This is a genomic window from Klenkia taihuensis (assembly GCF_900112525.1).
GTDB classification, from domain to species: domain Bacteria; phylum Actinomycetota; class Actinomycetes; order Mycobacteriales; family Geodermatophilaceae; genus Klenkia; species Klenkia taihuensis.
The window spans coordinates 342,297-368,792 of record NZ_FOMD01000003.1 but is presented as its reverse complement, the minus strand read 5'-3'; the positions used below and the strand labels follow the sequence as shown (position 1 = coordinate 368,792).

22 protein-coding genes are annotated in these 26,496 nt (G+C 75.0%); 8 read left to right on the top strand and 14 right to left on the bottom strand.

What is annotated here, in order from left to right; genetic code table 11:
• Window positions 1-57 precede the first annotated feature (57 nt).
• The 4 genes from BM158_RS13795 to BM158_RS13780 are packed head-to-tail and all read left to right on the top strand — an operon-like array spanning window position 58 to window position 3,961.
• Window positions 58-1,476, top strand: coding sequence for an MFS transporter (locus BM158_RS13795; RefSeq protein ID WP_229827408.1), 1,419 nt, complete (start codon window positions 58-60; stop codon window positions 1,474-1,476).
• 51 nt (window positions 1,477-1,527) lie between these two features.
• Complete coding sequence (locus BM158_RS13790; RefSeq protein WP_091559914.1) at window positions 1,528-2,274, top strand: SDR family NAD(P)-dependent oxidoreductase; 747 nt, start codon at window positions 1,528-1,530, stop codon at window positions 2,272-2,274.
• 49 nt (window positions 2,275-2,323) lie between these two features.
• A complete protein-coding gene (locus BM158_RS13785; protein WP_091559911.1) occupies window positions 2,324-2,953 on the top strand; it encodes a TetR/AcrR family transcriptional regulator in 630 nt (209 codons plus the stop codon).
• A 33-nt stretch (window positions 2,954-2,986) separates the two neighbouring features.
• The gene (locus BM158_RS13780) at window positions 2,987-3,961 is read left to right on the top strand and encodes a quinone oxidoreductase family protein (RefSeq protein ID WP_091559907.1); all 975 of its coding nucleotides are present in this window, start codon (window positions 2,987-2,989) and stop codon (window positions 3,959-3,961) included.
• A gap of 88 nt (window positions 3,962-4,049) precedes the next feature.
• On the opposite strand, the gene BM158_RS13775 is transcribed toward BM158_RS13780, so the two are convergent.
• The 7 genes from BM158_RS13775 to BM158_RS13745 form a co-directional block, all read right to left on the bottom strand.
• Entirely contained in the window at window positions 4,050-5,006 is a 957-nt protein-coding gene (locus BM158_RS13775; protein ID WP_091559904.1) for a VWA domain-containing protein, read from the bottom strand.
• On the bottom strand, window positions 5,003-5,932 hold the full coding sequence (locus BM158_RS13770) for a DUF58 domain-containing protein (protein ID WP_165628928.1): 930 nt from the start codon (window positions 5,930-5,932) through the stop codon (window positions 5,003-5,005). Before BM158_RS13770 ends, BM158_RS13775 begins: the two co-directional genes overlap by 4 nt.
• Complete coding sequence (locus BM158_RS13765; RefSeq protein WP_091559896.1) at window positions 5,929-7,083, bottom strand: AAA family ATPase; 1,155 nt, start codon at window positions 7,081-7,083, stop codon at window positions 5,929-5,931. The genes BM158_RS13770 and BM158_RS13765 overlap by 4 nt, the downstream gene beginning before the upstream one ends.
• Window positions 7,084-7,316: 233 nt before the next feature.
• Window positions 7,317-8,696, bottom strand: a complete 1,380-nt coding sequence (locus BM158_RS13760; protein ID WP_229827409.1) for a C40 family peptidase — start codon at window positions 8,694-8,696, stop codon at window positions 7,317-7,319.
• Window positions 8,697-8,860: 164 nt separating this feature from the next.
• Window positions 8,861-10,612, bottom strand: coding sequence for an aa3-type cytochrome oxidase subunit I (ctaD, locus tag BM158_RS13755; RefSeq protein ID WP_091559894.1), 1,752 nt, complete (start codon window positions 10,610-10,612; stop codon window positions 8,861-8,863).
• A 122-nt stretch (window positions 10,613-10,734) separates the two neighbouring features.
• Window positions 10,735-12,270: an AMP-binding protein gene (locus tag BM158_RS13750; protein WP_091559892.1), complete on the bottom strand. Its 1,536-nt coding sequence runs from the start codon at window positions 12,268-12,270 to the stop codon at window positions 10,735-10,737.
• Between the two features lie 34 nt (window positions 12,271-12,304).
• Window positions 12,305-13,291 carry a phosphatase PAP2 family protein gene (locus BM158_RS13745; RefSeq protein WP_091559888.1) on the bottom strand — a complete coding sequence of 329 codons (987 nt, stop codon included), beginning with the start codon at window positions 13,289-13,291 and terminating at the stop codon, window positions 12,305-12,307.
• 156 nt (window positions 13,292-13,447) lie between these two features.
• Between BM158_RS13745 and BM158_RS13740 the strand changes: the two genes are divergently transcribed.
• From BM158_RS13740 to BM158_RS13730, 3 genes are read left to right on the top strand one after another with little or no spacing between them, the layout of a single operon-like run.
• On the top strand, window positions 13,448-16,267 hold the full coding sequence (locus tag BM158_RS13740) for an aconitate hydratase (protein WP_091559885.1): 2,820 nt from the start codon (window positions 13,448-13,450) through the stop codon (window positions 16,265-16,267).
• Between the two features lie 15 nt (window positions 16,268-16,282).
• Window positions 16,283-17,044 (top strand): SDR family oxidoreductase, encoded by a 762-nt coding sequence (locus BM158_RS13735; RefSeq protein WP_091559881.1) that lies wholly within the window; start codon window positions 16,283-16,285, stop codon window positions 17,042-17,044.
• A complete protein-coding gene (locus BM158_RS13730; RefSeq protein WP_229827410.1) occupies window positions 17,041-17,730 on the top strand; it encodes a sirohydrochlorin chelatase in 690 nt (229 codons plus the stop codon). Before BM158_RS13735 ends, BM158_RS13730 begins: the two co-directional genes overlap by 4 nt.
• Before the next feature lie 78 nt (window positions 17,731-17,808).
• On the opposite strand, the gene BM158_RS13725 is transcribed toward BM158_RS13730, so the two are convergent.
• The 7 genes from BM158_RS13725 to BM158_RS13695 all read right to left on the bottom strand — a co-directional run bounded on the left by BM158_RS13725 (window position 17,809) and on the right by BM158_RS13695 (window position 24,217).
• Complete coding sequence (locus BM158_RS13725; RefSeq protein ID WP_091561206.1) at window positions 17,809-18,240, bottom strand: VOC family protein; 432 nt, start codon at window positions 18,238-18,240, stop codon at window positions 17,809-17,811.
• Window positions 18,237-19,031 (bottom strand): sulfurtransferase, encoded by a 795-nt coding sequence (locus BM158_RS13720; protein ID WP_207506572.1) that lies wholly within the window; start codon window positions 19,029-19,031, stop codon window positions 18,237-18,239. Before BM158_RS13720 ends, BM158_RS13725 begins: the two co-directional genes overlap by 4 nt.
• Window positions 19,028-19,477 carry an SgcJ/EcaC family oxidoreductase gene (locus BM158_RS13715; protein ID WP_091559873.1) on the bottom strand — a complete coding sequence of 150 codons (450 nt, stop codon included), beginning with the start codon at window positions 19,475-19,477 and terminating at the stop codon, window positions 19,028-19,030. Before BM158_RS13715 ends, BM158_RS13720 begins: the two co-directional genes overlap by 4 nt.
• 46 nt (window positions 19,478-19,523) lie before the next feature.
• On the bottom strand, window positions 19,524-21,404 hold the full coding sequence (locus tag BM158_RS13710; RefSeq protein ID WP_091559868.1) for an ABC transporter ATP-binding protein: 1,881 nt from the start codon (window positions 21,402-21,404) through the stop codon (window positions 19,524-19,526).
• Between the two features lie 19 nt (window positions 21,405-21,423).
• Window positions 21,424-22,227 carry an enoyl-CoA hydratase/isomerase family protein gene (locus BM158_RS13705; protein ID WP_091559864.1) on the bottom strand — a complete coding sequence of 268 codons (804 nt, stop codon included), beginning with the start codon at window positions 22,225-22,227 and terminating at the stop codon, window positions 21,424-21,426.
• Entirely contained in the window at window positions 22,224-22,481 is a 258-nt protein-coding gene (locus BM158_RS13700) for a helix-turn-helix domain-containing protein (protein WP_091559861.1), read from the bottom strand. The genes BM158_RS13705 and BM158_RS13700 overlap by 4 nt, the downstream gene beginning before the upstream one ends.
• A gap of 134 nt (window positions 22,482-22,615) precedes the next feature.
• Window positions 22,616-24,217 (bottom strand): ABC-F family ATP-binding cassette domain-containing protein, encoded by a 1,602-nt coding sequence (locus BM158_RS13695; protein WP_091062439.1) that lies wholly within the window; start codon window positions 24,215-24,217, stop codon window positions 22,616-22,618.
• A 128-nt stretch (window positions 24,218-24,345) separates the two neighbouring features.
• Here BM158_RS13695 and BM158_RS21805 point away from each other — a divergent pair, with 128 nt between their 5' ends.
• Window positions 24,346-26,487, top strand: coding sequence for an SCO7613 C-terminal domain-containing membrane protein (locus BM158_RS21805; RefSeq protein WP_165628916.1), 2,142 nt, complete (start codon window positions 24,346-24,348; stop codon window positions 26,485-26,487).
• Window positions 26,488-26,496 lie beyond the last annotated feature (9 nt).

The following is a 26,496-nucleotide window of genomic DNA, read 5'->3' as shown; positions in this document are numbered from 1 at the left end:
CCCCGCGCACCCGAGCCGGACAGCTTGACGCGCGCAACGACCTGCGAGCCTGGACCCGTGTCCGCTCCTGCTCCGCCCCGCGGCCTGGTGCCCGTGCTGCTCTTCGTGGGCACCGTCGTCGCCGTCATCAGCAGCCTCGGCGCACCGCTGATCCCGTCGATCGCCGCCTCGACGGGGTCGCCGCTGCCCGATGCGCAGTGGGCGCTCACGGTCACCCTGCTGGTCGGGGCGGTCGCCACACCGGTGGTCGGCCGGCTCGGGGACGGCCCCCGGCGGCGCGGCGTCGTCCTCGTCGTGCTCGCCGTGGTCACCCTCGGCGGTGTGCTGGCGGCCCTCCCGCTCGGCCTGGGGTGGTTGATCGCCGGCCGGGGGCTGCAGGGCCTCGGGCTGGGCCTGACGCCCCTGGCGATCGCCACGGCCCGTGAGGCGCTGCAGGGCGACCGGTCGCGTGCCACGGTGGCCGCCCTGTCCATCACCGTGGTCGCCGGACTGGGGCTGGGCTACCCGCTCGCCGGCCTGGTCGCCGAGCTCGGCGGCGTCCACGCCGCCTTCTGGGCCGGCGCCGCCGTGAGCGCTTCCGCCCTGGTGGCCTCGGCCGTGGTGCTGCCGGCATCGCGGGTGCCGGCCGCCCGCCCCCTCGACGTGGTCGGCGCCCTGCTGCTCGGCGGGGGCCTGGCCGGTGCGCTCCTGGCCCTCGACCAGGCCGGCACCTGGGGGTGGACGTCGCCGCTGACCTGGGGCCTGACCGCCGGGTCCGTGCTGCTGCTGGTGTGCTGGGCCCGGTGGGAGCTCCGCACACCCGCGCCCCTGGTCGACCTGCGGCTCGCCCGCGGGCGCGTCGCCGCCACGGCGCACTCCGCGGCCCTGCTGGTCGGGCTGTCGAACTACCTGCTGCTGGTCACGGTGCCCGTGCTCGTGCAGGCCCCCGGAGCGGGCGGCCCCGGTCTGGGCGGGTCCGTCCTGGTCGCGGGGCTGGCCCTGCTGCCGTTCTCGGCGGCCAGCGTGCTGGGCGGTCGGCTCGCCCGGGTGCTGGCCGACCGGGCCGGGCGCCTGGTCGTCCTGCCGGTCGCGGCCCTGGTGCAGGCCTGCGCCTTCGTCCTGTTCGCCCTCCTGCGCGGCGAGCTGTGGCAGGTGTTCCTGGTCATGGCCGTGGCCGGGCTCGGGGTCGGGGCGGCCTTCGCGGCCTTCCCGGCACTGGTGATCTCCACCGTGCCGCCGTCGGAGACCGGCAGCGCCACGAGCCTGAACCAGGTCCTGCGCTACGTGGGGTTCGCCCTCGGCAGCGCGGTGGCCGCCACCGTGCTGGCCGCCGCCACGCCCCCCGGGGCAGCCGAGCCCGGGTCCGGGGGCTACGCCACGATCGCCGTCGTCGGGACGGCGGTGTGCCTCGTGACCGCGGTCGTGGCCTGGCTGCTGCCCCGTTCAGCGCAGGACGGGCACCGGTCGGCCCCTGAGTTCTTGACTGGACGGTCCTGAACAGTGCTACGTTCGGGACCGACCAGTCAACAACTCCTGGAGGAGACCACCATGACCGCAGCGCTGACCGGGAAGACCGCCCTCGTGACCGGCGGGACGTCGGGGATCGGGCTGGCCGTCGTCCGCCGGTTCGTCGCGGAGGGCGCCCACGTCGTCGTCACCGGGCGCCGCCAGGCCCAGCTCGACGCCGTCGCGGCCGAGCTCGGCGAGGCCGTCACCACCGTGCGCGCCGACGCATCCGACCCCGCCGACGTGCGGGCGCTGTTCGACGTCGTCGCGCAGCGCGGCACCGGGCTGGACGCCGTCCACGTCAACGCAGGCCTCGGCGAGTTCAAGCCGCTGGCCGAGGTCACCGCCGAGGACGTCGACGCCGCCTTCGCCACCAACGTGCGGGGGACGGTGCTCACCGTGCAGGGCGCGGTGCCCCACCTGAGGAGCGGCGCCGCCGTCGTCGTCACCGGGTCGACCGCGGCATCGGGCACCGAGCCGTCGTTCGGGCTCTACGGCGGGTCGAAGGCCGCGGTCGCCACGATGACCCGCACCTGGGCCGCCGAGCTGGCCCCGCGAGGCGTCCGCATCAACACCGTCGTCCCCGGACCGACCGAGACGCCCGGGCTCAAGGGGCTGGTCCCGGGTGGCGGGGACGTGCTGGTGGAGCGGATCGCCGCCGGGTTGCCCTTCGGCCGGCTGCTGCGGCCCGAGGAGGTCGCCGCCGCCGTCCTGTTCCTGGTCACCGACCAGAGCTCGGGCATGACCGGCAGCGAGCTGCTCGTCGACGGCGGCGCCTCGATCGCCTGAGACGGCCGTGCCGCAGGATGGGCGGCACCGGAGCACCAGGAGGACCCGCATGGCTCGACCCCGCACCTTCGACGAGGCCGACGTCGTGGCGCGCGCCCGGCGGGCCTTCGCCGAGACCGGCTTCGCCGGCACGTCGCTGGACACCCTGCTGGAGGCGACCGGCCTGGCCCGGCAGAGCCTCTACAACGCCTTCGGCGGCAAGAAGGAGCTCTTCATGCGGGCGTTCCTGGCCGACACCGCCGAGGCGGTCGACGCCGTCGAGGCGGTCCGGCACGGGTCCGACAGCCCCATCACGCGCATCCGCGCGCAGCTGGTGCACGTCGCGGTGCAGCACGGCGGCGCGCAGGCAGCACCGTCGCTGTTCACCAAGGCCGCCGTCGAGCTCGCCGGCCAGGACGACGCGGTGGCCACCACGGTGGCCGCCGCCTTCGAGGCCATGCGGACGCACTACGCGGCCTGCATCGCCGACGCCCAGACCGCCGGCGAGGTCGACGCCGGGGCCGACCCGGGGGCGCTCGGCGCGTTCTTCGTGGCGGTGATCGAGGGCATGTCCACCCTGGGGGGCTCCGGGGCCACCCGGGCCACCCTGCTCGAGATCGGCCTGGCGAGCATGGCCGCCATCCCCGTCACGCCGCTCGGCCACGAGCACCTCGGCGCCGGGGACGGCGACTGGACCTGACGCCCACCCGGGCCGTCGCCTAGCGTCGCGGTCATGCGAGCCGTGCAGATCACCCGCTTCGGCGGCCCCGAGGTCCTCGACGTCGTCGACCTCCCCGACCCGACCCCGGCCGACGGCCAGCGGCTGTACCGGGTCCGCGCGGCGGGGGTGAACTACGCCGACACGCACCAGACCGAGGACTCCTACCTCGCCCCGCAGCAGCTGCCGCTGATCCCGGGCGCGGAGTTCGTGGGTACGGCGGAGGGCTCCGACGAGCGGGTGGTGGGTCTGCTGCTCGGCGGCGGGGGCTACGCCGACACCGTCGTCACCGACCCCCGGACGACGTGGGCCCTGCCCGACGGCGTGACCGACGAGCAGGCGCTGTCGCTGGTGCTGCAGGGCACCACCGCCTGGCACCTGCTGCGCACCTCCACCCACCTGGTGGCCGGCGAGTCCGTGGTGGTCATGGCCGGCGCCGGCGGCGTGGGCACGCTGGCGGTGCAGCTGGCCAAGCGGTGGGGCGCCGGGCGGGTCATCGCGACCGCGTCCTCGGCGGAGAAGCGCGCGCTGGCCGAGGAGCTCGGCGCCGACGCCACCGTCGACCCCGCGCTGGCCGAGGACGACCCGAAGGCCTTCACCGCGGCGCTGCGCGAGGCCAACGGCGGCGCCCGGGTGGACGTCGTCCTGGAGATGACCGGCGGGAACGTCTTCGACGGCGCGTTCTCCGCGCTGGCCCCGTTCGGCCGGATCGCCGCCTACGGCATGGCCTCCCGGCAGGCGGCGTCCGCCGTCGCCCCCGCCTCGCTGATGGGCACCAGCCGCGCCGTCGTCGGCTTCTGGCTGGCGCACTGCACCGCCCGGCCGGAGATGCTCGACGAGGCGATGACCGACCTGCTCGCCCTCACCGCGGCCGGCGACCTGCGGCCCGTCGTCGGTGGGCGGTACCCGATGACCGCCGTCCGCGAGGCGCACCAGGACCTGCTGGCCCGCCGCAGCACCGGGAAGCTGGTCCTCGACCCCTCCCGCTGACGTCCTCCTGCGCACAAGTCCGTCCTCCTGCGCCAGATCTGGTGCAGGAGGACGGAGTTCGATCAGGGGACCTGATCGACGCTGCCCCTCAGAGCAGGCGGTTGGTCCACAGCAGGCTCAGCACGACGCCGAGGAAGGCGAACAGCACCCCGCCGCGCACGAACCACGGGCTGATGTCCTGCGGCTCGGTGGTGTAGCCGATCTGGCTGCCCAGGTCGGCGTAGACCTGCTCCAGCTCGGCCGCGCTGGCCGCCTCGGAGTAGCTGCCGCCGGTCTCGTCGGCGATCTGCTCCAGGGTGGCCCGGTCGACCGGCACCGGCTGCTCCTGGCCCTCGATCTCCACGGTGCCGAAGTCGGTGCCGAACGCGATCGTCGACACCGGCACCTCCGCGGCGATCGCGGACTCGATGGCCTGCTCGGGCTCGGCGCCCACCGTGGAGAACCCGTCCGACAGCAGCACCACCCGCGCCGGCGGCGCCGCCTCGCCGGCGTCCTGCAGGGTGGAGGTGAAGTTCTGCACCGCGGTCAGCGACGTGAGGATCGCGTCGCCGATCGCGGTGGCCTCGCTCAGCTGCAGGTTGTCGATCGCCACGCTGACCTGCTGGCGGTCGGTGGTCGGGGGCACCAGCGTGGTCGCCGTCCCCGAGAACGACACCAGGCCCAGGTTGATCCGCGCCGGCAGGATGTCCACGAACTCCTTGGCCGCGGTCTGCATCGCCTGGAACCGGCTGGGCTCGACGTCGGTGGCCTGCATCGACAGCGACACGTCCAGCGCCAGCATCACCGTCGCGCGCTCCCGGGGCACGCGGACCTCGGTGGAGGGCTGGGCCAGCGACACGACGAACGCGCCGAGGCCGAGCACCACCAGCGCGAAGGCCAGGTGCCGCCGCCAGCCGGGCCGCCGGGGCACCAGCGACCCCAGCAGCGCGACGTTGGTGAACCGGGCGGCGTACTTCTGCCGCCGCCGCTGCAGCACCACGTAGAACGCGGCCAGCGCCGCGACGGCGAGCAGTGCCAGCAGCCACCAGGGGGCCTGGAAGGTCATCGGGAGGCACCTCCGGCCCCGGCGCGGCGGCGGTCGGCGACGAACCGGACGACGTCGGCCACCCAGTCGCGGTCGGTGCGCAGCCGCAGGTGGCCCGCGCCCACCCGGCGCAGCGTGCGGGCGATCTGCTCCCGCTGGACGGCGGCGCCCTCGGCGAACCGGCGGCGCACCTCGTCGTTGCCGGTGGGCACCTCGAGGGTCTGCCCGGTCTCCGGGTCGACGACGGTCAGCAGCCCGACGTCGGCCAACTCCAGCTCCCGGGGGTCGACCACCTCGACGGCCAGCAGCTCGTGCCGCTGGCCCAGCGCGCGCAGCGGCCGCTCCCAGTCCGGGTCGCCGAGGAAGTCCGAGACCACGCACACCAGGCCGCGGCGGCGCGGCGGGCGGCGCAGCGACTCCAGCGCCGCGGCCAGGTCACCGCGGCGGCCACCGGAGGCGCGCGGGGTCTGCACCACCTGGCGCAGCATCCGGTCGGCGGCCAGCCGCCCCGGCAGCGCCGGGTAGCGGTCGACCCGCTCGCCGGTGGTGACCACCGCGCCCAGCCGGTTGCCGTCGCGGACGGTGAGGTGGCTGACCGCCGCCAGCCCCGCCACCGCGAGGTCGCGCTTCTCGCAGTCCGCCGTCCCGAAGTCCAGGGAGGCCGACAGGTCCAGCACCACCCAGGTCTCCAGCTCCCGGTCGGCGATGGTCTCGCGCACGTAGGGCGTCTGGGTGCGGGCGGTGGCGAACCAGTCCATCCGGCGGACGTCGTCCCCCGGGTAGTAGGGCCGGGAGTCCCCCGCCTCGGTGCCCGAGCCGGGCACCAGCCCGAGGTGGTCGCCCTGCAGCAGCCCGTCCAGCCGGCGGCGGACGGTCAGCTCCAGACGCCGGAGCAGGACGGCGGCGTCACCGCCCTCGCCGAAGCGGACGGGGTCGGCGGACGTCACGCCGACTGCGGACCCTGCTGCTGCGGGCCCTGCTGCTGGGGACCGCCCCACGGACCGGGCTGCGGACCGGGCTGCGGACCCTGCGGCACCTGCGGACCGCCCGGGGAGGCCGGGCCGAAGCCGCCGGCCCGCTGCCGGGGGCTGACCTGGGGCAGCGGCACGCTCTGCACGATCCGCTTGACCACGTGGTCGGCCGGCACGCCGTCGGCCAGCGCGTCGTAGGAGAGCACCAGCCGGTGCCGCAGCACGTCGGCGGTGATGTCCAGGACGTCCTGCGGCAGCACGTAGTCCCGCCCGCGGACCAGGGCCAGCGCCCGGCTGGCCGACACCAGGCCCAGGGTGGCGCGGGGGCTGGCGCCGTAGGTCACCCAGCCCGCGACGTCGGGCATGCCGTGCTCGCGCGGCGCCCGGGTGGCCACCACCAGCCGGACGACGTAGTCGACCAGCGCGTGGTGCACGAACACGCTCGAGGCGGTGCGCTGCAGCCGGCGCAGGTCGTCGATGCCCAGCACGGTCTCCGCGTGCGGGGGGTTGGCGCCCATCCGGTAGACGATCTCGCGCTCCTCCTCGGGGCTGGGGTAGTCGACCAGCACCTTCATCAGGAAACGGTCCCGCTGGGCCTCGGGCAGTTGGTAGACGCCCTCGCTCTCGATCGGGTTCTGCGTGGCCAGCACCAGGAACGGGTCGGGCAGCGGGTGGGTCACCCCGCCGATGGACACCTGGCGCTCGGCCATGACCTCCAGCAGCGCCGACTGCACCTTGGCCGGGGCGCGGTTGACCTCGTCGGTGAGCACGAAGTTGGCGAACACCGGGCCGAGCTCGGTGTCGAAGGCGTCCTGGCCGGCCTTGTAGATGCGGGTGCCGATGATGTCGGCGGGCACCAGGTCGGGGGTGAACTGCAGGCGGGCGAAGGACCCGCCGACCGCGGTGGCCAGCGTCTCGACCGCGAGGGTCTTGGCCACGCCGGGCACACCCTCCAGCAGCACGTGGCCGCGGGCCAGCAGCCCGACCAGCATCCGCTCGACCAGGCGGTCCTGGCCGACGATGACCCGCTTGACCTCGAACAGCACCCGCTCCAGGAGGGCGGCGTCGGTGGCCGGCGGGGTGTGCTGCTGCGGGGAAGGGGCGGACGGGCTGGCAGCGCTGCTCACGGGGCTCCCTGGTCGGCGGTCTTCTGCACCGGGGCCGACTCGACCCCACCGACCAGTGTCCTACACGGTGCTGTGACCCGTGGGTCCACAGCAGGTGACGACTCCTGTCCCACCGGCCCCGGTGTGCGGTACGGTTCGTACCGCGTCGGGCAGCTCCCCCCGTGGCTGCCCGGCGCCCACACGTCGAGGGCCGGTCACCACCAGGTGACCGGCCCTCGTGCGTGCGGCGGGCGTCAGGCGCTGGGCCGCACGGCCCCGTAGTAGTCGCTGCCGTAGCGCACCGAGCTGATCTTGACCCGCTGGCCGCGGTCCGGGGCCTCGATCATCTGGCCGCCGCCGATGTACATGGCCACGTGGTAGATCGAGGTGTAGGCGCTGCCCGAGCCCCAGAACAGCATGTCGCCGGGCTGCAGGCTGCCGGCGTCGACCTGCTTGTTGCGGTTGAGCCACCACTGGTCGCGGCTGGTGCCGCCGACCCGGATGCCGGCCTGGGCGTAGGCGTACTCCATCAGGCCGGAGCAGTCGAAGCCGTAGACCGAGGTGTCGGGCGAGATGCCGTACGTGGGGCCGCTGGCGTTGCCACCGCCCCAGGAGTACAGGACGCCGATCTGCGACCGGGCGGCGGCGATGGCGGTCTGCACCGCCGACCCCGACGGGGCGCCGGCGTTGCCGCCGACGGGGGCCGAGGTGCCGCCGCCCGATGACGAGGACCCGCCCGAGGAGGACGAGCCGCCACCGGAGGACGCCGAACCGCCACCCGAGGACGACGGGCGGGGCGCGGTCGCCGTGCCGCCGGACGAGCTGGACTGGCTGTTGCTGCGGGTGGGCACCGCGGCCGCGGCCGCGCGGGCCGCGGCGGCCTGCTGCTCGGCGACCTGGCGGGCGCCCTGCATGCCGTAGAGGGTCTGCTGGGCGGCGGTGAGCTGGGCCTGCAGGTCCGCGCTCTGCACCGCGAGGGTGTCGGCCTGGGCGCGGGCGGCGCTCTCCTGCGCCTGGGCGCCGGCCAGCAGCTGCTCGGCCTGGGCCTGCAGGTCGGTGGCGGCGGTCAGCGCGGTGGCCGCCTGGGTCTCGGCGACGTCGGCCTGCTGCTGCAGCGTGGTGAGCTCGGCCAGGACGTCGGTGCGGCCGGTGCCGGCGGCCTCGAGCAGCGCGGAGCGCTCGATGAACTCGCTGGGGCTGCCGGAGGTGAGGAGCGAGGCGAAGCCGGGGCTGGTGCTGCCACCCATGTAGCTGGTGCGCGCGTAGTCGTCGACGGCGTCCTGGCCCTGGGCGCGGGCGGCGTCGGCGGCGTCGGCCGCGGCGGTGGCGGCGGTCGCGTCGGTCTGGGCCTGCTGGGCGGCGGCCTGCTTCTCCTCGTAGTCCTGCAGCGCGATCAGCGCCTGCTGGTGCGCGGCGTCGGCGGAGGCCTGGGCAGCGGCGAGCTGGGCGGAGATGGCGCCGACGGCGGCCGCGGCCTGGTCACGGGCGGAGGCGGCCCCGGCGAGCTGGCTGTCGGTCGGGTTCGGCGGGGCGGCCTGCGCCGCCCCGGGCGCGATCCCCACGGCGAGGGCCGCGGCGAGCAGCACTCCCCCCGTGCGGACGGCGACCCGGTCCCGGACCCTCTTGGCGTTCATGCTGCGCACCGGTTGACAACTCCCCTGCGCCCGCGGCGGCCCGCGGCACGTCCCGCGGGACCGCGGGCGCTCCTCGACCACGGGGCGCCGCCGTGGAGCGGCGCCGCAGAGGGAGTCGTCCCCGGTGGGCCGGCCCTTGACCGGTTCCACCCGGAGGGGTGAGGTCAGGTGGGGTCGGGGTCGCTGCTCCCCTGCCGGGTCCCGGTGCCGGTCATCAGCTCGCTGGCGTAGGGCTTGCCCCGGCCGGCGTGCGCCTCGGCGTCCAGCCGTTCGCGCATGTGCGGGTAGTGCAGGTCGAAGGCCGGCCGGTTGGAGCGGATGCGCGGGATCTCGGTGAAGTTGTGCCGCGGCGGGGGGCTGGAGGTGGCCCACTCCAGGGAGTTGCCGTGCCCCCACGGGTCGTCGCGCAGGGCGAGCTGCCCGTGCCGCCAGGAGACGGCGATGTTGTACAGCAGCGGGATCATCGAGGCCCCGAGCACGAACGACCCCACCGTGCTGATGGTGTGCAGCGTGGTGGACCCGTCGGTCGGCAGGTAGTCGGCGTACCGGCGCGGCATGCCCTCGGCACCGAGCCAGTGCATCACCAGGAAGGTGGTGTGGAACCCGACGAAGGTCAGCCAGAAGTGCACCTTGCCCAGGCGCTCGTCCAGCATCCGGCCGCACATCTTGGGGAACCAGAAGTACAGCCCGGCGAACGCCGCGAACACGATCGTCCCGAACAGCACGTAGTGGAAGTGGGCGACGACGAAGTAGCTGTCGTGCACGTGCCAGTCCAGCGGCGGCGAGGCCAGCAGCACCCCGGTCAGCCCCCCGAGCAGGAAGGTGACGAGGAACCCGACCGAGAACAGCATGGGCGTCTCGAAGGTGAGCTGGCCGCGCCACATGGTGCCGATCCAGTTGAAGAACTTGATGCCCGTGGGCACCGCGATCAGGTAGGTGAGGAACGCGAAGAAGGGCAGCAGCACCGCGCCGGTGGCGTACATGTGGTGCGCCCACACCGTCAGCGACAGCGCCGTGATCGCGATCAGCGCGAACACCATGCCCTTGTAGCCGAACAGCGGCTTGCGGGCGAAGACCGGGATGACCTCGCTGACGATGCTGAAGAACGGCAGCGCCACGATGTAGACCTCGGGGTGGCCGAAGAACCAGAACAGGTGCTGCCACAGCATCGGCCCGCCGTTGACCGCGGAGAACACCAGCGCCCCCAGGTGCCGGTCGGCCAGCAGGGCCATCAGCGCCGCGGTGAGGATCGGGAACGCCAGCAGGATCAGGATGGACGTGACCAGCGCCGACCAGGCGAAGATCGACATCCGGAACATCGTCATGCCCGGCGCCCGCAGGCAGATGATGGTGGCCACGAAGTTGACCGCGCCGAGGATCGTGCCCAGCCCCGACACCGCCAGCCCGGCCACCCACAGGTCGGCCCCCGGGCCCGGCGAGTTCGTCACGTCCGACAGCGGCGTGTAGGCGGTCCAGCCGAAGTCCGCCGCCCCGCCCGGGGTGAGGAAGCCCGAGACCACGATCAGCCCGCCGAACAGGAACAGCCAGTAGGAGAAGGCGTTCAGCCGCGGGAAGGCGACGTCGGGTGCGCCGATGTGCAGCGGCATCACCAGGTTGGCGAACCCGACGAAGGTCGGGGTGGCGAACAGCAGCAGCATGATCGTGCCGTGCATGGTGAACAGCTGGTTGTACTGCTCGTTGGAGAGGAACTGCAGCCCCGGGCGCGCCAGCTCCCCGCGGATCAGCATCGCCATCAGGCCGGCCAGCAGGAAGAAGGCCAGCGAGGTGGCCAGGTACATCAGGCCGATCGTCTTGTGGTCGGTGGTGCGCAGCAGCACCAGGAACCGGCGGCCCCGCCGGGGGGCGGGGACGTGCGGCGGACGGGCGACGATCGTGGACGGCGTGAGCAGGCTCACGGGTGCTACCGGAGGCCGGCCCGGGTGGACCCCGGGCGAGGGACTCGCGGGCTCCGAGTGGTGGTGACGCTAGACCGTCGGCGCCGGACCGGCAGCCCGGGGGCGGCCGGCCCGGCGCGGCGTCAGTTGACCTGCCGTTCCTGGCCGCCCCAGAAGTCCTGCCGGAGCTTGAACTTCTGGATCTTGCCGGTGGCGGTGCGCGGGATGGCCTCGCGGAACTCGACCCGCTTGGGCAGCTTGTAGCCGGCCAGCCTGGTGCGGCAGTGCGCGATGAGGTCGGCCTCGCCGACCGTCTCGCCCTCGGCGAGCACGACCAGCGCGGTGACCATCTCGCCCCACTTCTCGTCCGGGACGCCGATGACCGCCACCTCGGCGACCGCGGGGTGGCTGAACACGGCGTCCTCGACCTCGATGGAGGACACGTTCTCCCCGCCGGTGATGATGACGTCCTTCTTGCGGTCGGAGATGGTGACGTAGCCGCCCTCGTCGACCGACCCGCCGTCGCCGGTGTGGAACCAGCCGCCGTCGAGGGCCTCGGCGCTGGCCTCCGGGTTCTCCCAGTAGCCGGCCAGCACGGTGTTGCCCTGCGCCAGCACCTCACCGGACTCGCTCACCCTGATCCGGGTGCCCAGCGCCGGGACACCCGCCCGCGCGAGGTTCTTCGCCCGCTCGAGGGGCTCGAGGCCGTCGTCCTCGGCGCGCGGCCGGTTGACCGTGAGCAGCGGCGAGGTCTCGGTGAGGCCGTAGATCTGGTTGAACTCCCAGCCCAGCTCGGCCTCGACCCGGGCGATGGTGCGCGAGGGCGGCGGCGCCCCGGCCACCACGATGCGCATCCGGTCGCGGCCGGGCACCGGGCCCTCGAGGTCGGCGGCGGCGTCGAGGACGGCGTTCCAGACCGCCGGTGCACCGGCGGCGAAGGTGAGCCCGTGCTGGTCGACCCGGCGCAGGATCTCGGGGCCGTCGACCTTGCGCAGCGCCACCTGCTTCACGCCCAGGCCGGCGGCGGCGTAGAGCAGGCCCCAGCCGTTGCAGTGGAACATCGGGAGCGTGTGCAGGTAGGCGTCGCGGTCGGACAGCTGCATGTGCATGCCGAAGGTGACGGCGTTGAGCCAGATGTTGCGGTGGGTGAGCTGCACGCCCTTGGGCCGGGCCGTCGTCCCCGAGGTGTAGTTGATGGTGGCGGTGGCGTCCTCGTCGGGCTCCGACCACGGCCGCGGCTCCCGGTCGTGGTCGAGCAGCTGCTCGTACTCCTCGCCGAGCACCAGGCGGTGCGGGGCGGAGACACCGGACAGGGCCTCGTCGATCTCCGGGTCGACCAGCAGCACGGATGCGCCGGAGTGCTCGACGATGTAGCGCACCTCCTCGGCCGAGAGCCGGAAGTTCACCGGCACGCAGACGCGGCCGAAGGAGGGCACCGACAGCAGCATCTCCAGCAGGCGGGCGGAGTTGTGGCTGACCACGGCCACCCGCTCGCCCTCGCCCACGCCCAGGCCGTCCAGGCCCGCGGCCAGCGCCCGGCCGCGGCGGGCGAGCTGGCGGTAGGTGAGCTCGCCCAGGGACGGCGCCGGCTGCACCGGCTCGTCGACGACGCCCACGCGGTCGCCGTAGACCAGCTCGGCGCGGTCGATGAAGTCGCGGGTGGTCAGGGGCACGCGCATGCCGGCTCCCGGAGGGTCGGGGCCGACCGCTGGGTCAGCCGCGGAAGGTGGTCGGCGTCACGCTAGCGCCGCCCCCCGGCAGCCGCCGTTGCACGGTGCGCGCAACCTCCTCCAGCCGCGGCACCGCCCAGCCGACCCCCGCGGCGTAGAGCGCCCCGAGCACGGTGTCCACCACGTAGTGCTCGCCGGACCAGACCAGCACCAGCGGCATGGCAAGCGCGTAGCCGACCAGGGCGACCTGCTGCCAGCGGCGGCGGACCAGCCGGAGCGCGAACAGGCACAGCAGCACCGCGAACGCGGTGTGCAGCGAAGGGACGGCGGCCACCGGGTTCACCTGGCCCTGACCGGCGTGCAGCAGCGCCTGGGCGCGCGGCAGGCCGAGCACCGCCCAGCCGTCGCCGCTGGTGCGGTGCATCTCCCCGACGACGTCGTGCCGGGCGGCCAGCCACGGCGGCGCGGCCGGGTACAGCACGTAGGTGGCCAGCCCGGCCAGCGACAGCGCGACCACCAGGCGGGCGTAGCGGCCCCACCGTGCGCGGTCGCGCATCCACAGCACCGCCAGCACCAGCGGCGTCACCACGAAGTGCGAGCTGTAGACCAGGGTGACCAGGACCTGCAGCCACGGCGGCGCGGTCAGGTGCGCCTGCAGCCAGACGGTCGGCACCGCGCCGAAGACGGCCGCGTCGGCGGCCGCGGGCTCGGCGACGTGCACCGGGGCACCCAGGGTGTCGGCGATGCCCCGGCTGGCGTCGTAGAGCAGCAGCACCGCACCCAGCGGCACCCAGTCGGCCAGCAGCCGGCCCGCCCGGCGCCATCCGCGGCCGGCGCAGCGGCACGCCAGGCCGGTGAGCACCCAGAGCAGCAGGCTCAGCCGGTCGGTGGGCAGCCCCTGCGCCACGCAGACGGCGAGGAACGCCGCCAGGTGCACCGTCGACAGCACCGCGCGCAGCAGGCGGCCGCGCTCCGGCGCCGCGAGGGCCGGTGCGGCGGCCGCCGTCGGGGGCACCGCCGTCGTCGTCACGGCGCAGACCGTAGGGGTTCGGAACCGGTTCGTGTGGCGTTCGCCGCACCGACACCCCTCGAGCCCCAGGGAAGGGTGGCCTGATACCGCACGTCGGCGCGGGGGCTGGGATGATGGCCGGTGGCAACGAGAGCGAACCAGCGAGGGTGGGGCACAGTGGCAGCCAGCAAGGACAGCTTCGGGGCACGGGCGACGCTCGACGTCGACGGCACCGAGTACGACATCTTCCGGCTCGACGCGGTGGAGGGCTCGGAGAAGCTCCCCTACAGCCTGAAGGTCCTCCTCGAGAACCTGCTGCGCACCGAGGACGGCGCGGACATCACCGCCGACCACATCCGGGCGATCGCGAACTGGGACCCGTCGGCCGAGCCCGACCAGGAGATCCAGTTCACCCCGGCCCGCGTGGTCATGCAGGACTTCACCGGCGTGCCGTGCATCGTCGACCTGGCCACCATGCGCGAGGCCATGGCCGACCTGGGCGGCGACCCGGCCCGGATCAACCCGCTCGCCCCGGCCGAGCTGGTCATCGACCACTCGGTCATCTCCGACGTGTTCGGCACCCCGGAGTCCTTCGAGCGCAACGTCGAGATCGAGTACCAGCGCAACGGCGAGCGCTACCAGTTCCTGCGCTGGGGCCAGGGCGCCTTCGACGACTTCAAGGTCGTCCCCCCGGGCACCGGCATCGTGCACCAGGTCAACATCGAGCACCTGGCCCGCGTGGTCTTCCCCCGTCCCGAGGGCGACCGCGTGCTGGCCTACCCCGACACCTGCGTCGGCACCGACTCGCACACCACCATGGTCAACGGCCTGGGCGTGCTGGGCTGGGGCGTCGGCGGCATCGAGGCCGAGGCGGCCATGCTCGGCCAGCCGGTGTCGATGCTCATCCCGCGCGTGGTCGGCTTCAAGCTCACCGGGCAGCTGCCCGACGGCGCCACCGCCACCGACCTGGTGCTGACCATCACCGAGATGCTGCGCAAGCACGGCGTCGTCGGGAAGTTCGTCGAGTTCTACGGTGCCGGCGTCAGCGAGGTCCCGCTGGCCAACCGGGCCACCATCGGCAACATGAGCCCGGAGTTCGGCTCCACCGCCGCGATCTTCCCGATCGACGGCGAGACCATCCGCTACCTGCAGCTGACCGGCCGCTCGGCCGAGCAGGTCGCACTGGTCGAGGCCTACGCCAAGGAGCAGGGCCTCTGGCACGACACCTCGCGCGAGCCGGCCTTCTCCGAGTACCTCGAGCTCGACCTCGCCACCATCGTGCCCTCGATCGCCGGCCCGAAGCGCCCGCAGGACCGCGTGCAGCTCACCGACGCCAAGGCCGCCTTCCGGGCCGCCCTGCCCGACTACGCCGGCGACGGCGACGCCGACCCCGACTCGGCCGCCGCCGAGGGCTCCAAGGTCGACGAGTCGATCGAGGAGACCTTCCCGGCCTCCGACCCGGTCTCGCCGTCCTCGGGCTCCAACGGCGACGCCGGCAAGCCGCACACCGTCGTCCCCGACCGGGTACCGGGCCGGGCCTCCAAGCCGACCACGGTCGTGCTCGAGGACGGCACCGAGACCTTCGTCGACCACGGGCACGTCACGATCGCCTCGATCACCTCGTGCACCAACACCTCGAACCCGTCGGTGATGATCGGCGCGGCGCTGCTGGCCAAGAACGCCGTCGAGCGCGGGCTGACCAGCAAGCCGTGGGTGAAGACCACCCTGGCGCCGGGGTCCAAGGTCGTCATGGACTACTACGAGAAGGCCCAGCTCACCCCGTACCTGGAGAAGCTCGGCTTCTACCTGGTCGGCTACGGCTGCGTGACCTGCATCGGCAACTCGGGCCCGCTGCCGGGTCCGATCAGCGAGGCGGTCAACGAGGCCGACCTGGCCGTGGTGTCGGTGCTCTCGGGCAACCGCAACTTCGAGGGCCGGATCAACCCCGACATCAAGATGAACTACCTGGCGTCCCCGCCGCTGGTCATCGCCTACGCCCTGGCCGGCTCGATGGACGTCGACCTGAACAACGACCCGCTGGGTCAGGACCAGGACGGCAACGACGTCTTCCTGCACGACATCTGGCCCTCGCCGAACGAGGTGCAGCGGGTCATCGACGAGTCGATCACCTCGGAGATGTTCACGGAGGACTACGCCGACGTGTTCGCCGGCGACGAGCAGTGGCGCTCGCTGCCCACCCCGGAGGGCAACACCTTCGACTGGGACGCCGAGAGCACCTACGTCCGCAAGCCCCCGTACTTCGACGGCATGGCCGACGAGCCGGCGCCGGTCGAGGACATCACCGGTGCCCGCACCCTCGCGGTGCTGGGCGACTCGGTGACCACCGACCACATCAGCCCGGCCGGCTCCATCAAGGCCGACTCCCCCGCCGGCAAGTACCTGTCCGAGCACGGCATCGAGCGCCGCGACTTCAACTCCTACGGCTCCCGCCGCGGGAACCACGAGGTCATGATCCGCGGCACCTTCGCCAACATCCGGCTGCGCAACCAGCTGGTGCCCGGCACCGAGGGCGGCGTCACCAAGAACCACCTGACCGGCGAGACCACGACGATCTACGACGCCTCGCGCGCCTACATCGACGCGGGCATCCCGCTGGTGGTGCTGGCCGGCAAGGAGTACGGCTCGGGGTCCTCCCGCGACTGGGCGGCCAAGGGGACGGCGCTGCTGGGGGTCAAGGCGGTCATCGCCGAGTCCTACGAGCGCATCCACCGGTCGAACCTGATCGGCATGGGCGTGCTGCCGCTGCAGTACCCCGAGGGCCAGAACCGGGAGTCGCTGGGCCTGACCGGCGACGAGGAGTTCACCATCACCGGGATCACCGCGCTGAACGACGGGTCGACCCCGCGCACGGTGAAGGTCAAGGCCGGCGACGTCGAGTTCGACGCGCGGGTCCGGATCGACACCCCCGGCGAGGCGAACTACTACCGCAACGGCGGGATCATGCAGTACGTCCTGCGCTCGCTGCGGGCCAGCTGACCCCGGAGCGCTGACGTGGACCTGGGCCTGGGCGGCCGCCGCTACCTGCTCACCGGCGCGAGCCGTGGGCTGGGCGCGGCGACCGCCCGGGCCCTGGTCGACGACGGGGCGCGGGTGCTGATCAGCTCCCGCTCCCCGGAGTCCGTGGACGCCGCCGTGGCCTCGCTCGGCGGGGCACCGGCGGCGTACGGTCTGGCCGCCGACCTCGCCGACCCGGACGCGGCGCAGCGGCTGGTCGAGGCCTGCCGCAGCGAGCTCGGCGGGCTCGACGGCGTCCTGGTCTCGGTGGGCGGCCCGGCACCGGGCACCGTGCTCGACACCGACGAGTCGGCCTGGCGCGACGCCGTCGACTCCGTCCTGCTGGGCACCATCCGGCTGGTCAAGGCCGTCGTGCCCGAGCTCGCCGAGGGCGCCGCGATCGGGCTGGTGCTGTCCACCTCGGTGCGCCAGCCCATCGGCCACCTCGCCGTCTCCAACGGCCTGCGCCCGGGCCTGGCGATGACCGCCAAGGCGCTGGCCGACGAGCTCGGCCCCCGTGGCGTCCGGGTCCTCGGCCTGCTGCCCGGCACCATCGCCACCGACCGGATCACCGACATCGAGGCCGCCTCCGGTGACCCCGGGGGCATGCGGGACCGCACCGAGGCCGGTATCCCGCTGCGCCGCGTCGGCCGGCCCGAGGAGTTCGGCCGCGTCGCCGCGTTCGCCCTGTCCCCCGCGGCCTCCTACGTCACCGGCACGATGATCGCCGTGGACGGCGGCGTCACCCGCGCCCTGTGAGCGGCCCCGTGCTGGTGGCCTGCGCGCACGGCACCCGCAACCCCACCGGACGCCGGCTCGTCGCCGAGCTGGCCCTGGCCGCACGCCGGCTGCGGCCGGGCCTGACCACCACCGCGGCGTTCGTCGACGTCCAGCCGCCGACCGTGGTCGACGTCGTCGCCGGCCTGGACCGCCCCGCGGTGGTGGTTCCGGTGCTGCTGTCGGGCGGCTACCACGTGCACGTGGACATCGCCGGCGCCGTCGGCCAGCGCGCGGACGCCGTCGCGGCCCGCCCGCTGGGCCCGGACCCCCGGCTGGCCGAAGTGCTGCGCGCCCGCCTGGTCGAGGCCGGCGCCGACCCGGCCGACCCCGGCACCGCCGTCGTCGTGGCCGCGGCCGGGTCCAGCGACCCGCGCGCCACCGCCGACGTCGAGGCCACCGCCGCCATGCTGCAGGTGTCCTGGGCCGGGCCGGTCACCACCGGCTACGGCTCCGCCGCCCGCCCCCCGGTGCCGGACGCGGTGGCCGCGGCCCGCGCCGCCGGGGCGACCCGGGTGGTGGTCGCGGCCTACCTGCTGGCGCCCGGCCACTTCCGCGACAAGCTGGACGCCGCCGGCGCGGACCTGGTCACCGCGCCGCTGCTGCCCGACGACCGCATCGCCGCCGTCCTCGTCGACCGCTACGACGCCGCCCTCGCCGGTCGCTGAAGGCCGTCCGATGTGACATCCAGCGGGGACGGCGGCCGCCGTCCCCGCTGGAGTGGCATCTCGCGGGGTCCAGCGGGGTCAGTCGGGCTGGGGGAAGGCGTGCCGGCCGGGGGCGAAGACGCAGAACTCGTTGCCCTCGGGGTCCGCGAGCACGTCCCACTCGATGTCGCCCGAGCTGTAGTCGGAGGGCTCACCGGTGCCGTCGCCGTCCCGGCCGCGGACCAGGGTCGCGCCGAGTGCCAGCAGCGCGGCGGTGTCGCCGACGACGTCGTGGTGCATCCGGTTCTTCACCACCTTCTCGTCGGGCACCGGGATCACCCACATCAGCGGGCCGTGGCCGGCCGGGTCGACGATCGGCACCGGCCAGTCCTGCGGGCGCACCCAGCCGTCCTCGGGCGGGGCGGCGACGTCGCGGCGGACGTAGCCCATCGCCGCGCACCACCAGTCGGCCAGGGCCTGGTGGTCACGGGCGTCCAGGCAGATGTCCTTGAACCGGGCGGGCGCGCTCACGGCCCGACCGCCACCGGGCGGGCCGGGTCGGCCACCCACTCCGACCACGACCCCGGCCACAGCGCCGCCTCGACCCCGGCGTGCGCCAGCGCGGCGACCTCGTGCGCGGCGGTCACCCCGGAGCCGCAGTAGACGCCGACCGTCGTGCCGGGGGTGATCCCGCGGCGGGCGAGCTCGGCGGCGAGGTCGGGGCGGATCCGGCCGTCGGCGAGCAGGTCGGTGGTCGGCAGGTTGACCGCGCCCGGCACGTGCCCGGCCACCGGGTCGACCGGCTCCACCTCGCCGCGGAACCGCTCGGCGGCCCGGGCGTCCAGCAGCACCCCGCCCTCCCCGGGCAGCGCGGCCGCCTCGTCCGCGGTCAGCACCGGCATGCCGCCGGGCGAGAGGACGACGTCCCCGGGCCCGGGCACCACCTCGCCGGTCTCCAGCGGACCGTCCCAGCCGGCCAGGCCGCCGTCCAGGATCGACACGTCGACACGTCGACACCAGCGCAGCAGCCACCAGGCCCGGGCCGCGGCGATCCCCGGCCCGTCGTCGTACACGACCACCCGCGAGCCGGCCGAGATGCCCCAGCGGCGGGCGGCGGCCTGCAGGTCGGCGACGTCGGGCAGCGGGTGCCGGCCGGCCGCGGACGGCGGGGCCGCCAGCTCGGTGTCCAGGTCGACGTACACCGCGCCCGGCAGGTGGCCGGCCAGGTAGCGCTCGTGGCCGTCGCTGCGGCCCAGCGCCCAGCGGACGTCGAGCAGCACGGCGCCCGCGACGTCGTCCGGCCCGGCCAGCACGCCGCTCACCGGGGCACCGGGAGCTGTGCGGCCAGGGCCTCCACCAGGTCGAGGGTGGTCGTGCGGGAGGCGGGGGTGGCGGCGAAGACGGCGATCTTCCAGCGGCGGCCGTCCTTGACCAGCACCAGGGTGTGCACGGCGAGCAGATCGGGGTGCAGGGCACCGTCCGAGCCGGGCATGCCGGCCGTCGCGACCAGCACCGCGGTGTCCTCGCCCATCGCCCGCACCGACCGGACGACGGCGACGTAGGGCGGCGGCGCGTGGTCGGCGAAGATGCGGCGCAGGTCGGCGGCGAACTGCAGCCGGCCGTGGTGCTGGGTGCCGTCGAAGCCGACCACGTCGGCGTCGTCGGTGAGGGTGGCCGCCTGGCGGGCGGCGCTGTGCGCGTTCCAGCCGTCCAGGTACTCGGCGTAGACGGCGCGGATGTCCGCGTCCTCGGGGTGGGCGACGGACAACGGGACTCCCGGGGTGGTGCGGGTGGGACCCCTGTGACGGTAGTGCTCAGCCCTGCCCGGGCGCCGACGACACGGGCCGCTGGGCGAACTGGGTGCGGTACAGGTCGGCGTAGCGGCCCCCGCGGTCGAGCAGCTCCTCGTGCGTGCCGCGCTCGACCACCCGGCCCTCGTCCAGCACCAGGATCAGGTCGGCGCTGCGGATCGTCGACAGCCGGTGCGCGATCACCAACGACGTCCGGCCGGTGAGCGCGGTGTCCAGCGCCTTCTGCACGGCCACCTCGCTCTCGCTGTCCAGGTGCGCGGTGGCCTCGTCGAGGATGACGATGCCCGGCGCCTTGAGCAGCACCCGTGCGATGGCCAGCCGCTGCTTCTCCCCGCCCGACATGCGGTAGCCGCGGTCGCCGACCACGGTGTCCAGCCCGTCGGGCAGCGACGCGACGAGGGCAGCGATGCGCGCGCCGGTCATCGCCGTCCACAGCTCGTCGTCGGTGGCCTCGGGCCGGGCGTAGCGCAGGTTGGCGCGGATGGTGTCGTGGAACAGGTGCGCGTCCTGGCTGACCACGCCGATGGCGGCGCGCAGCGAGTCCGACGTCGCCTGCCGCACGTCGACCCCGCCCACCCGGACCGCGCCCTCGGTGACGTCGTAGAGCCGGGGCACCAGGTTGGCGATGGTGGACTTGCCGGCGCCGGAGTGGCCGACCAGCGCGACCAGCTGGCCGGGCTCGGCGCGGAAGCTGACCTCGTGCAGCACGGTGGCGGGCTCGCCGTGCTCGGGCAGCGACAGGTCCTCCAGCGAGGCCAGCGACACCTGCTCGGCGGTCGGGTAGCGGAAGGACACCCGGTCGAACTCGACCGAGCGGTCGCCGGCCGGCACGGGCCGGGCGTCGGGGGCGTCGGCGATCATCGGCGCCAGGTCCAGGACCTCGAAGACCCGGTCGAAACTGACCATCGCGCTCATCACGTCCACCCGGACGTTGGACAGCGCGGTCAGCGGGCCGTAGAGCCGCGACAGCAGCAGCGCCAGCGAGACCACCGCGCCCGGGGTGAGCGCGCCGTCGAAGGCCAGCGCGCCGCCCAGGCCGTAGACCAGCGCGGTGGCGAGCGCGGCGACCAGGGTGAGCGCGGTGAAGAAGGTGCGGCCGTACATCGCCGACAGCACGCCGATGTCGCGCACCCGGGCGGCGCGGGAGCGGAAGGACTCCACCTCGGCCTCGGGCCGGCCGAACAGCTTGACCAGCAGCGCACCGGCGACGTTGAACCGCTCGGTCATCGTGGCGTTCATCGAGGCGTTGAGGCCGTAGGACTCCCGGGTGATCTCCTGCAGCCGCTTCCCGATCCGCTTGGCCGGCAGCACGAACAGCGGCACCAGCACCACCGACAGCAGGGTGATCTGCCAGGACAGGGTGAGCATCACCGCGCCGGTGAGCACCAGCCCGATGGCGTTGGAGACCACCCCGGACAGCGTCGAGGTGAAGGCCTGCTGCGCGCCGATCACGTCGTTGTTGAGCCGGCTGACCAGCGCGCCGGTCTGGGTGCGGGTGAAGAAGGCGACCGGCATCCGCTGCACGTGCGCGAACACCCGGGCGCGCAGGTCGTAGATGACGCCCTCGCCGATGCGCGCGGAGTACCAGCGCTGGGCCAGCGAGCTGCCGGCGTCGACCAGCGCCAGGCCGGCGATGAGCAGCGCGATCCGCACGATGTCCGCGGCCGTGCCGGTCAACCCGGCGATCCGGTTCACGATGTCGCCGGCCAGCAGCGGCGTGGCGACGCCGATGACCGCCGAGAGCACCACCAGGGCGAGGAAGGAGGTCAGGTCGCGCCGGTAGGGCCGGGCCACCCCGAGGATGCGCCGGACGGTGCCCTTCGGGATCTCGCGGGCGGGGGTGGCGTCGCGGCGGAAGGACCGCATCGCGGCCATCGAGGTCATCGGTCCGTCCACGACGCGGTCAACCCCGGGCTGCGGACGCCTGTTCCGCCGCGCGCACGGCCAGGGCGTGCAGCCGCCGGACCTGCGCCGCCCGCTCGGCGGCGTCCTGCCCGTCGTCGTCGACGGCCGCGGCCCGGCGCACGAGGGCGGCGGTCTCGCGGCTGGCGTCGACGTCCGGGCCGAGGACGGCGGTGACCAGCTGGTCGACCGCGGCGTCGAGCTGCGCGGCCGGGACGACGACGTTCGCCAGCCCCGCCGCGGAGGCCTCGGCGGCGCCGACCCGGCGGCCGGTCAGGCACATCTCCAGGGCGCGGCTGTAGCCGACCGCCTGCACCAGGGTCGAGGTGCCGGTGAGGTCGGGGACCAGGCCGAGCGTGGCCTCGGGCAGCGCGAAGGTGGCCTCCTCGGCGCACACCCGCAGGTCGCAGGCCAGCGCGAGCTGCGCGCCGGCGCCGATGGCGTGGCCCTGCACCACCGCGACCGAGACGATCCCCGGCTGCCGGAGCCAGCGGAACCCGGCCTGGTAGCCGCGGATGCGCTCCTGCGCGCCCTCGGGGCCGAGCCCGGCCAGCTCGCCGAGGCCGCCCGGGGTGCCGGGGTCGGCGGCGAACAGCGACCGGTCCAGGCCGGCGGAGAAGGCCCGCCCGGCGCCGCGGACCACCACGACCCGCACGTCGGCGGGCAGCGCGGCGCCGACCTCGGCGAGGGTGGTCCAGGTCGCGGGGACCTGGGCGTTCAGCTGGTCGGCCCGGTCCAGCAGGACGGTGAGGACCGGGCCGGCCTGCGAGGTGGTGACCCAGCCGCGCGCCGGGTCACCGCTCACTTCTTGTCGGCGGCCGGCCGGTTGGCCCCGCCCCGGCTGCGCAGGGTCGCGCCCGACTCGCTGAGCAGCCGGTGCACGAAGCCGTAGGAGCGGCCCGTGTCGGCGGCCAGCACCCGGATGCTCTCGCCGTTGTCGTAGCGCTTGCGCAGGTCACCGGCGAGCGAGTTGCGGTCGTCGCCGGTGATGCGCTTGCCCTTGGTCAGCCCGGCGGCGTCCCCCGTGCCCGAGGTGTCCGCTGCGTTCGAGTCGGCCATGACTCCCTCCCCGCCAGCGCTCCCGGTCGTGCCGGGTCCCCCACTGGTCGCCTGGCCGCCGTCCCTGTGACGCCGGTCCCGCTCGAATGATCACCCCTCGCGCGGGACCGCGCGCGGTGACCGGCGAGCCGGGCTCAGGCGAGCTCGACCAGCTCGGCGAAGTCGGGCGACCAGCTGTCCTCGGTGCCGTCGGGCAGCAGGATCACCTTGTCCGGGTCCAGCGCGGTGACGGCGCCCTCGTCGTGGGTGACGAGCACGATGGCGCCCTGGTAGGTGCGCAGCGCCTCGAGCACCTGCTCGCGGCTGGCCGGGTCCAGGTTGTTGGTCGGCTCGTCGAGCAGCAGCACGTTCGCCGCCGAGCAGACCAGGGCGGCCATCGCCAGCCGGGTCTTCTCGCCGCCGGACAGCGTGCCGGCCCGCTGGTCGACCGCCTCGCCGGAGAACAGGAAGGCGCCGAGGATGCGGCGCAGCTCGGTGTCGGTCTGCTCGGGGGCGGCCGAGCGCATGACCTCCAGCAGCGAGCGGTCCATGTCGATGGTCTCGTGCTCCTGGGCGTAGTAGCCCAGGCGCAGCCCGTGCCCGGCCTTGACCTCGCCGGTGTCGGGGGTCTCGGTGCCGGCCAGCATCCGCAGCAGCGTGGTCTTCCCCGCACCGTTGAGGCCCAGGACGACGACCCGGGTGCCGCGGTCGACGGCCAGGTCCACGCCGGTGAAGATCTCCAGCGACCCGTAGCTCTTGGACAGCCGCTCGGCGGTGAGCGGGGTCTTCCCGCACGGGGCGGGGGTCGGGAAGCGCAGCTTGGCGACCCGGTCCTGCACCCGGACCTGCTCCAGACCCGCGGCCAGCCGGGCGGCGCGCTTGTCCATCGACTGCGCGGCCTTGGCCTTGGTGGCCTTGGCGCGCATCTTGTCCGCCTGCGCGGTGAGCGCGCCGATCTTCTTCTCGGCGTTGGCGCGCTCGGAGCGGCGGCGCCGCTCGTCGGTCTCGCGGGCCTCGAGGTAGCGCTTCCAGCCCAGGTTGTAGACGTCGACGGTGGCCCGGTTGGCGTCCAGGTGCCAGACCTTGTTGACCACGGCGGCCAGCAGCTCGACGTCGTGGCTGATGACGACCAGGCCGCTGCGGTGGCTGGCCAGGAACGTCTTCAGCCAGGCGATGGAGTCGGCGTCGAGGTGGTTGGTGGGCTCGTCGAGCAGCAGGGTGTCGGCGTCGGAGAACAGGATCCGGGCCAGCTCCACACGGCGCCGCTGGCCGCCGGACAGCGTCGACAGCGGCTGGGCGAGCACCCGGTCGGGCAGACCGAGGTTGGTGCAGATGCGGGCGGCGTCGGACTCCGCGGCGTACCCGCCCATGGCGGCGAACTGGTCCTCGAGCCGGCCGTACCGGCGGACGGCGCGGTCGCGCTCGGCGTCGTCGGCGGGCTCGGCCATGGCGATCTGGGCCTTGGTCAGCTTGGCCTTCAGCTCGTCGAGGCCGCGGCCGGACAGCACCCGGTCGCTGGCGGTGATCGACAGGTCGCCGCTGCGGGGGTCCTGCGGCAGGTAGCCGAGCTCGCCGGTCTGCTCGACCTTGCCGGCGTGCGGCACGCGCTCGCCGGCGAGGGTGGTCAGCGTGGTGGTCTTGCCGGCGCCGTTGCGACCGACCAGCCCGATCCGGTCACCGGGCTGCACGCGCAGGTCGGCCTCGCTGATCAGGATGCGGGCGCCCGCGCGCAGCTCGAGCCCGGTGGTCGTGATCACCGGTCCCAGGGTACCGCCGGGACGGCCCGGTTCCGAGGGCTCCGGCCGGTGACCTGGGTAGCACTACCCAGGCCAGGTCAGGTGGTGCGGCGGAGGGCGGCGGGACCGCGCGCGCCGAACCTGGCTGCATGAGTGCTCCGACCGCTGCCCCGTGGGTGCTGCGCTGCCCGGTCTGCTCCACCCCGGTCCCCGACCGGGCCCACCCGGGGACGGCCTGCGCCGGGTGCGGCCTGCCGGCCGCGGGGCACGCCGGCGTGGTGGTGGGCCGGATCGGCGCCACCCTGGCCGAGCTGCACCGCGACCGCGACGCCCTGCTCGCGACCCTCCGGGCGCACGCCACCACCCCGGTGCGCTCCCCCGGCACGCCTGCCGCCCCCGCCGCGCAGTCCGCGGTGCGGCGGCCACCTCCGCCCCGGCCCGCGGCGGGCCGGCCCACCTGGGCACCTCCGCCCGGGCCCCCGGTCGCGCCTCCGGCCCCCGAGCCGCGCCGGCGGGTCAGCCCGCAGCAGGTGCTCGTCGGCCTCGGTTCGCTTCTGGTGGTCGCCGCGGCCACGGCCCTCGTGGCGGTCGGCTGGACCCGGCTCGGGCTGGGCTTCCAGGCCACCGTCATGGTCACCGCCACCGCGGCCGCCGCGAGCGCCTCCGCCTGGGCCGCCCGGCGGGGTCTGCGGGTCACCGAGGAGGCCCTGGCCGCCACCGCCGCGGCGCTGCTGCTGGTCGACGTCACCGCCGCCCGGGCGCTGGGCCTGGCCGGGCTGGACGAGGTCCCGCTGCACGCCTACGCCGCGGGCGCCCTCGCCGTGGTCACCCTGCTCGCCGCCGGCCTGCGCGCCGCCACCCGGTCCACGCTGGTCTGGCCCGCGGTCGCCCTGCTCGCCGCGCAGCCGGTGCTGCCGCTGGCGCTCGGCGAGCTGGCGGACGGCGTCGCCGGCGTGGTCGCCCTGCTGCTCCTGGCCGGGGCCGACGCCGCCGTCGTCCGGCTGCTCCCGCGCTGGTCCGCTGACGTCGCCCGGCTGCTGTCGGTCGTCGCCGCGGCCTGCGGGTCGCTGCTCGCGGTCGGGCTGGCCTGGACCGGGCCGGCCGCGGAGGGCGCCGCCGCCACCGCGGTGCTCACCGCCGCCGCGGCCGCCGTCGTCCTGCTGGTGATCCGGTGGGCCCGGCAGGGCCGCACGGTGCCGGTGCCCGCCCCGGTGGCCGGCCTCGCCGCCGTCCCCGCGCTGGCGCTGGCCGGGCTGGCCCAGCCGGCCGGGTCGGTGGCCGCCCCGCTGCTGGCCCTGGTCGGGCTCGCCCTGGCGACGGTCTGCGTGCTGGTCTGGGCCTCCCCGCTCCCGCGGGAGCTGGCCGGTGGGCCGGCGGCCGTGCTGGCCGTCGTCGGGACGGTGCAGCTGGACCAGGCCGACCGGCCGGCCGCGCTGGCGCTGGTCGCCCTCGCCGCCACGGTGCCCGCCGCGCTGGCCGCTGTGCTCCGCCCGGCCGCCCGGGTGCCCGCCGTCGCCGCGGCGCTGCTGCTGCCCGGCGCCACGGTCCTGGCCGCCCGGCACGGCGGGGTGCTCGCCGCCCCGGTCGCCGGTCTGCTGCTGGCCGTGCTCGGCGCCGCGGCGCTGGGGCTGGCCGCGGTGCGGCTGGGCCGGCCCGAGGAGCGCGCCGCCGCGCTGACCGCCCCGGTGCTGGGCCTGGCCGCCGCGGTGACCGGTGCGTCGGTGGGCGCCTGGGGCCAGGTCGGCGCGCAGCTCGCGCTGGTCGGCGTCGCCGGGCTGGCCTACGCGGTGGCCGGCCGGCGGGTGCTGACCGGCTGGGTGGCGCTCGCCGACCTCGTCGTGGCCACCTGGGTCGCGCTCGCCGGGGCCGCGGTGGTCACCGTCGAGGCGTACAGCCTGCCGCTGGCCGCCGCGCTGCTGGTCGCCGCCGCTCCGCAGCTGCGGCGGGCGCCGTCCTGGCAGGGCTGGGGTCCGGCGCTGGTCGTCGGGTTCGCCCCCTCGGTCGTCGCGGCGGTGGGGACCGGTGACCAGGCCCGGACGGTGCTGGTGGTGCTGGCCGGGGTCGTCGCCCTGGTCGCGGGCACGCTGACCCACCGGCAGGCGCCCTTCGTGGTGGGTGCGGTGGCCGCCGGCGTGGTCGGCGCGGTCGAGGTCGCGCCCTGGGTCGCCCGGCTGGAGTCCTGGGTGCCGCTGGGTGCCGCGGGCCTGCTCCTGCTGGTGCTCGGGGCCTCCTACGAGCGCCGCCGGCAGCAGGCCCGGGAGGCCGTCGCCTGGGTGTCCGATCTGCGCTGAGGCCCCTAC

Coding starts and splice junctions, on each gene's coding strand:
- BM158_RS13710 (WP_091559868.1), bottom strand. CDS start 21,404: ATGACCTCGATGGCCGCGATGCGGTCCTTCCGCCGCGACGCCACCCCC.
- BM158_RS13780 (WP_091559907.1), top strand. CDS start 2,987: ATGCGAGCCGTGCAGATCACCCGCTTCGGCGGCCCCGAGGTCCTCGAC.
- BM158_RS13750 (WP_091559892.1), bottom strand. CDS start 12,270: ATGCGCGTGCCCCTGACCACCCGCGACTTCATCGACCGCGCCGAGCTG.
- BM158_RS13785 (WP_091559911.1), top strand. CDS start 2,324: ATGGCTCGACCCCGCACCTTCGACGAGGCCGACGTCGTGGCGCGCGCC.
- BM158_RS13790 (WP_091559914.1), top strand. CDS start 1,528: ATGACCGCAGCGCTGACCGGGAAGACCGCCCTCGTGACCGGCGGGACG.
- BM158_RS21805 (WP_165628916.1), top strand. CDS start 24,346: ATGAGTGCTCCGACCGCTGCCCCGTGGGTGCTGCGCTGCCCGGTCTGC.
- BM158_RS13775 (WP_091559904.1), bottom strand. CDS start 5,006: ATGACCTTCCAGGCCCCCTGGTGGCTGCTGGCACTGCTCGCCGTCGCG.
- BM158_RS13700 (WP_091559861.1), bottom strand. CDS start 22,481: ATGGCCGACTCGAACGCAGCGGACACCTCGGGCACGGGGGACGCCGCC.
- BM158_RS13760 (WP_229827409.1), bottom strand. CDS start 8,696: ATGAACGCCAAGAGGGTCCGGGACCGGGTCGCCGTCCGCACGGGGGGA.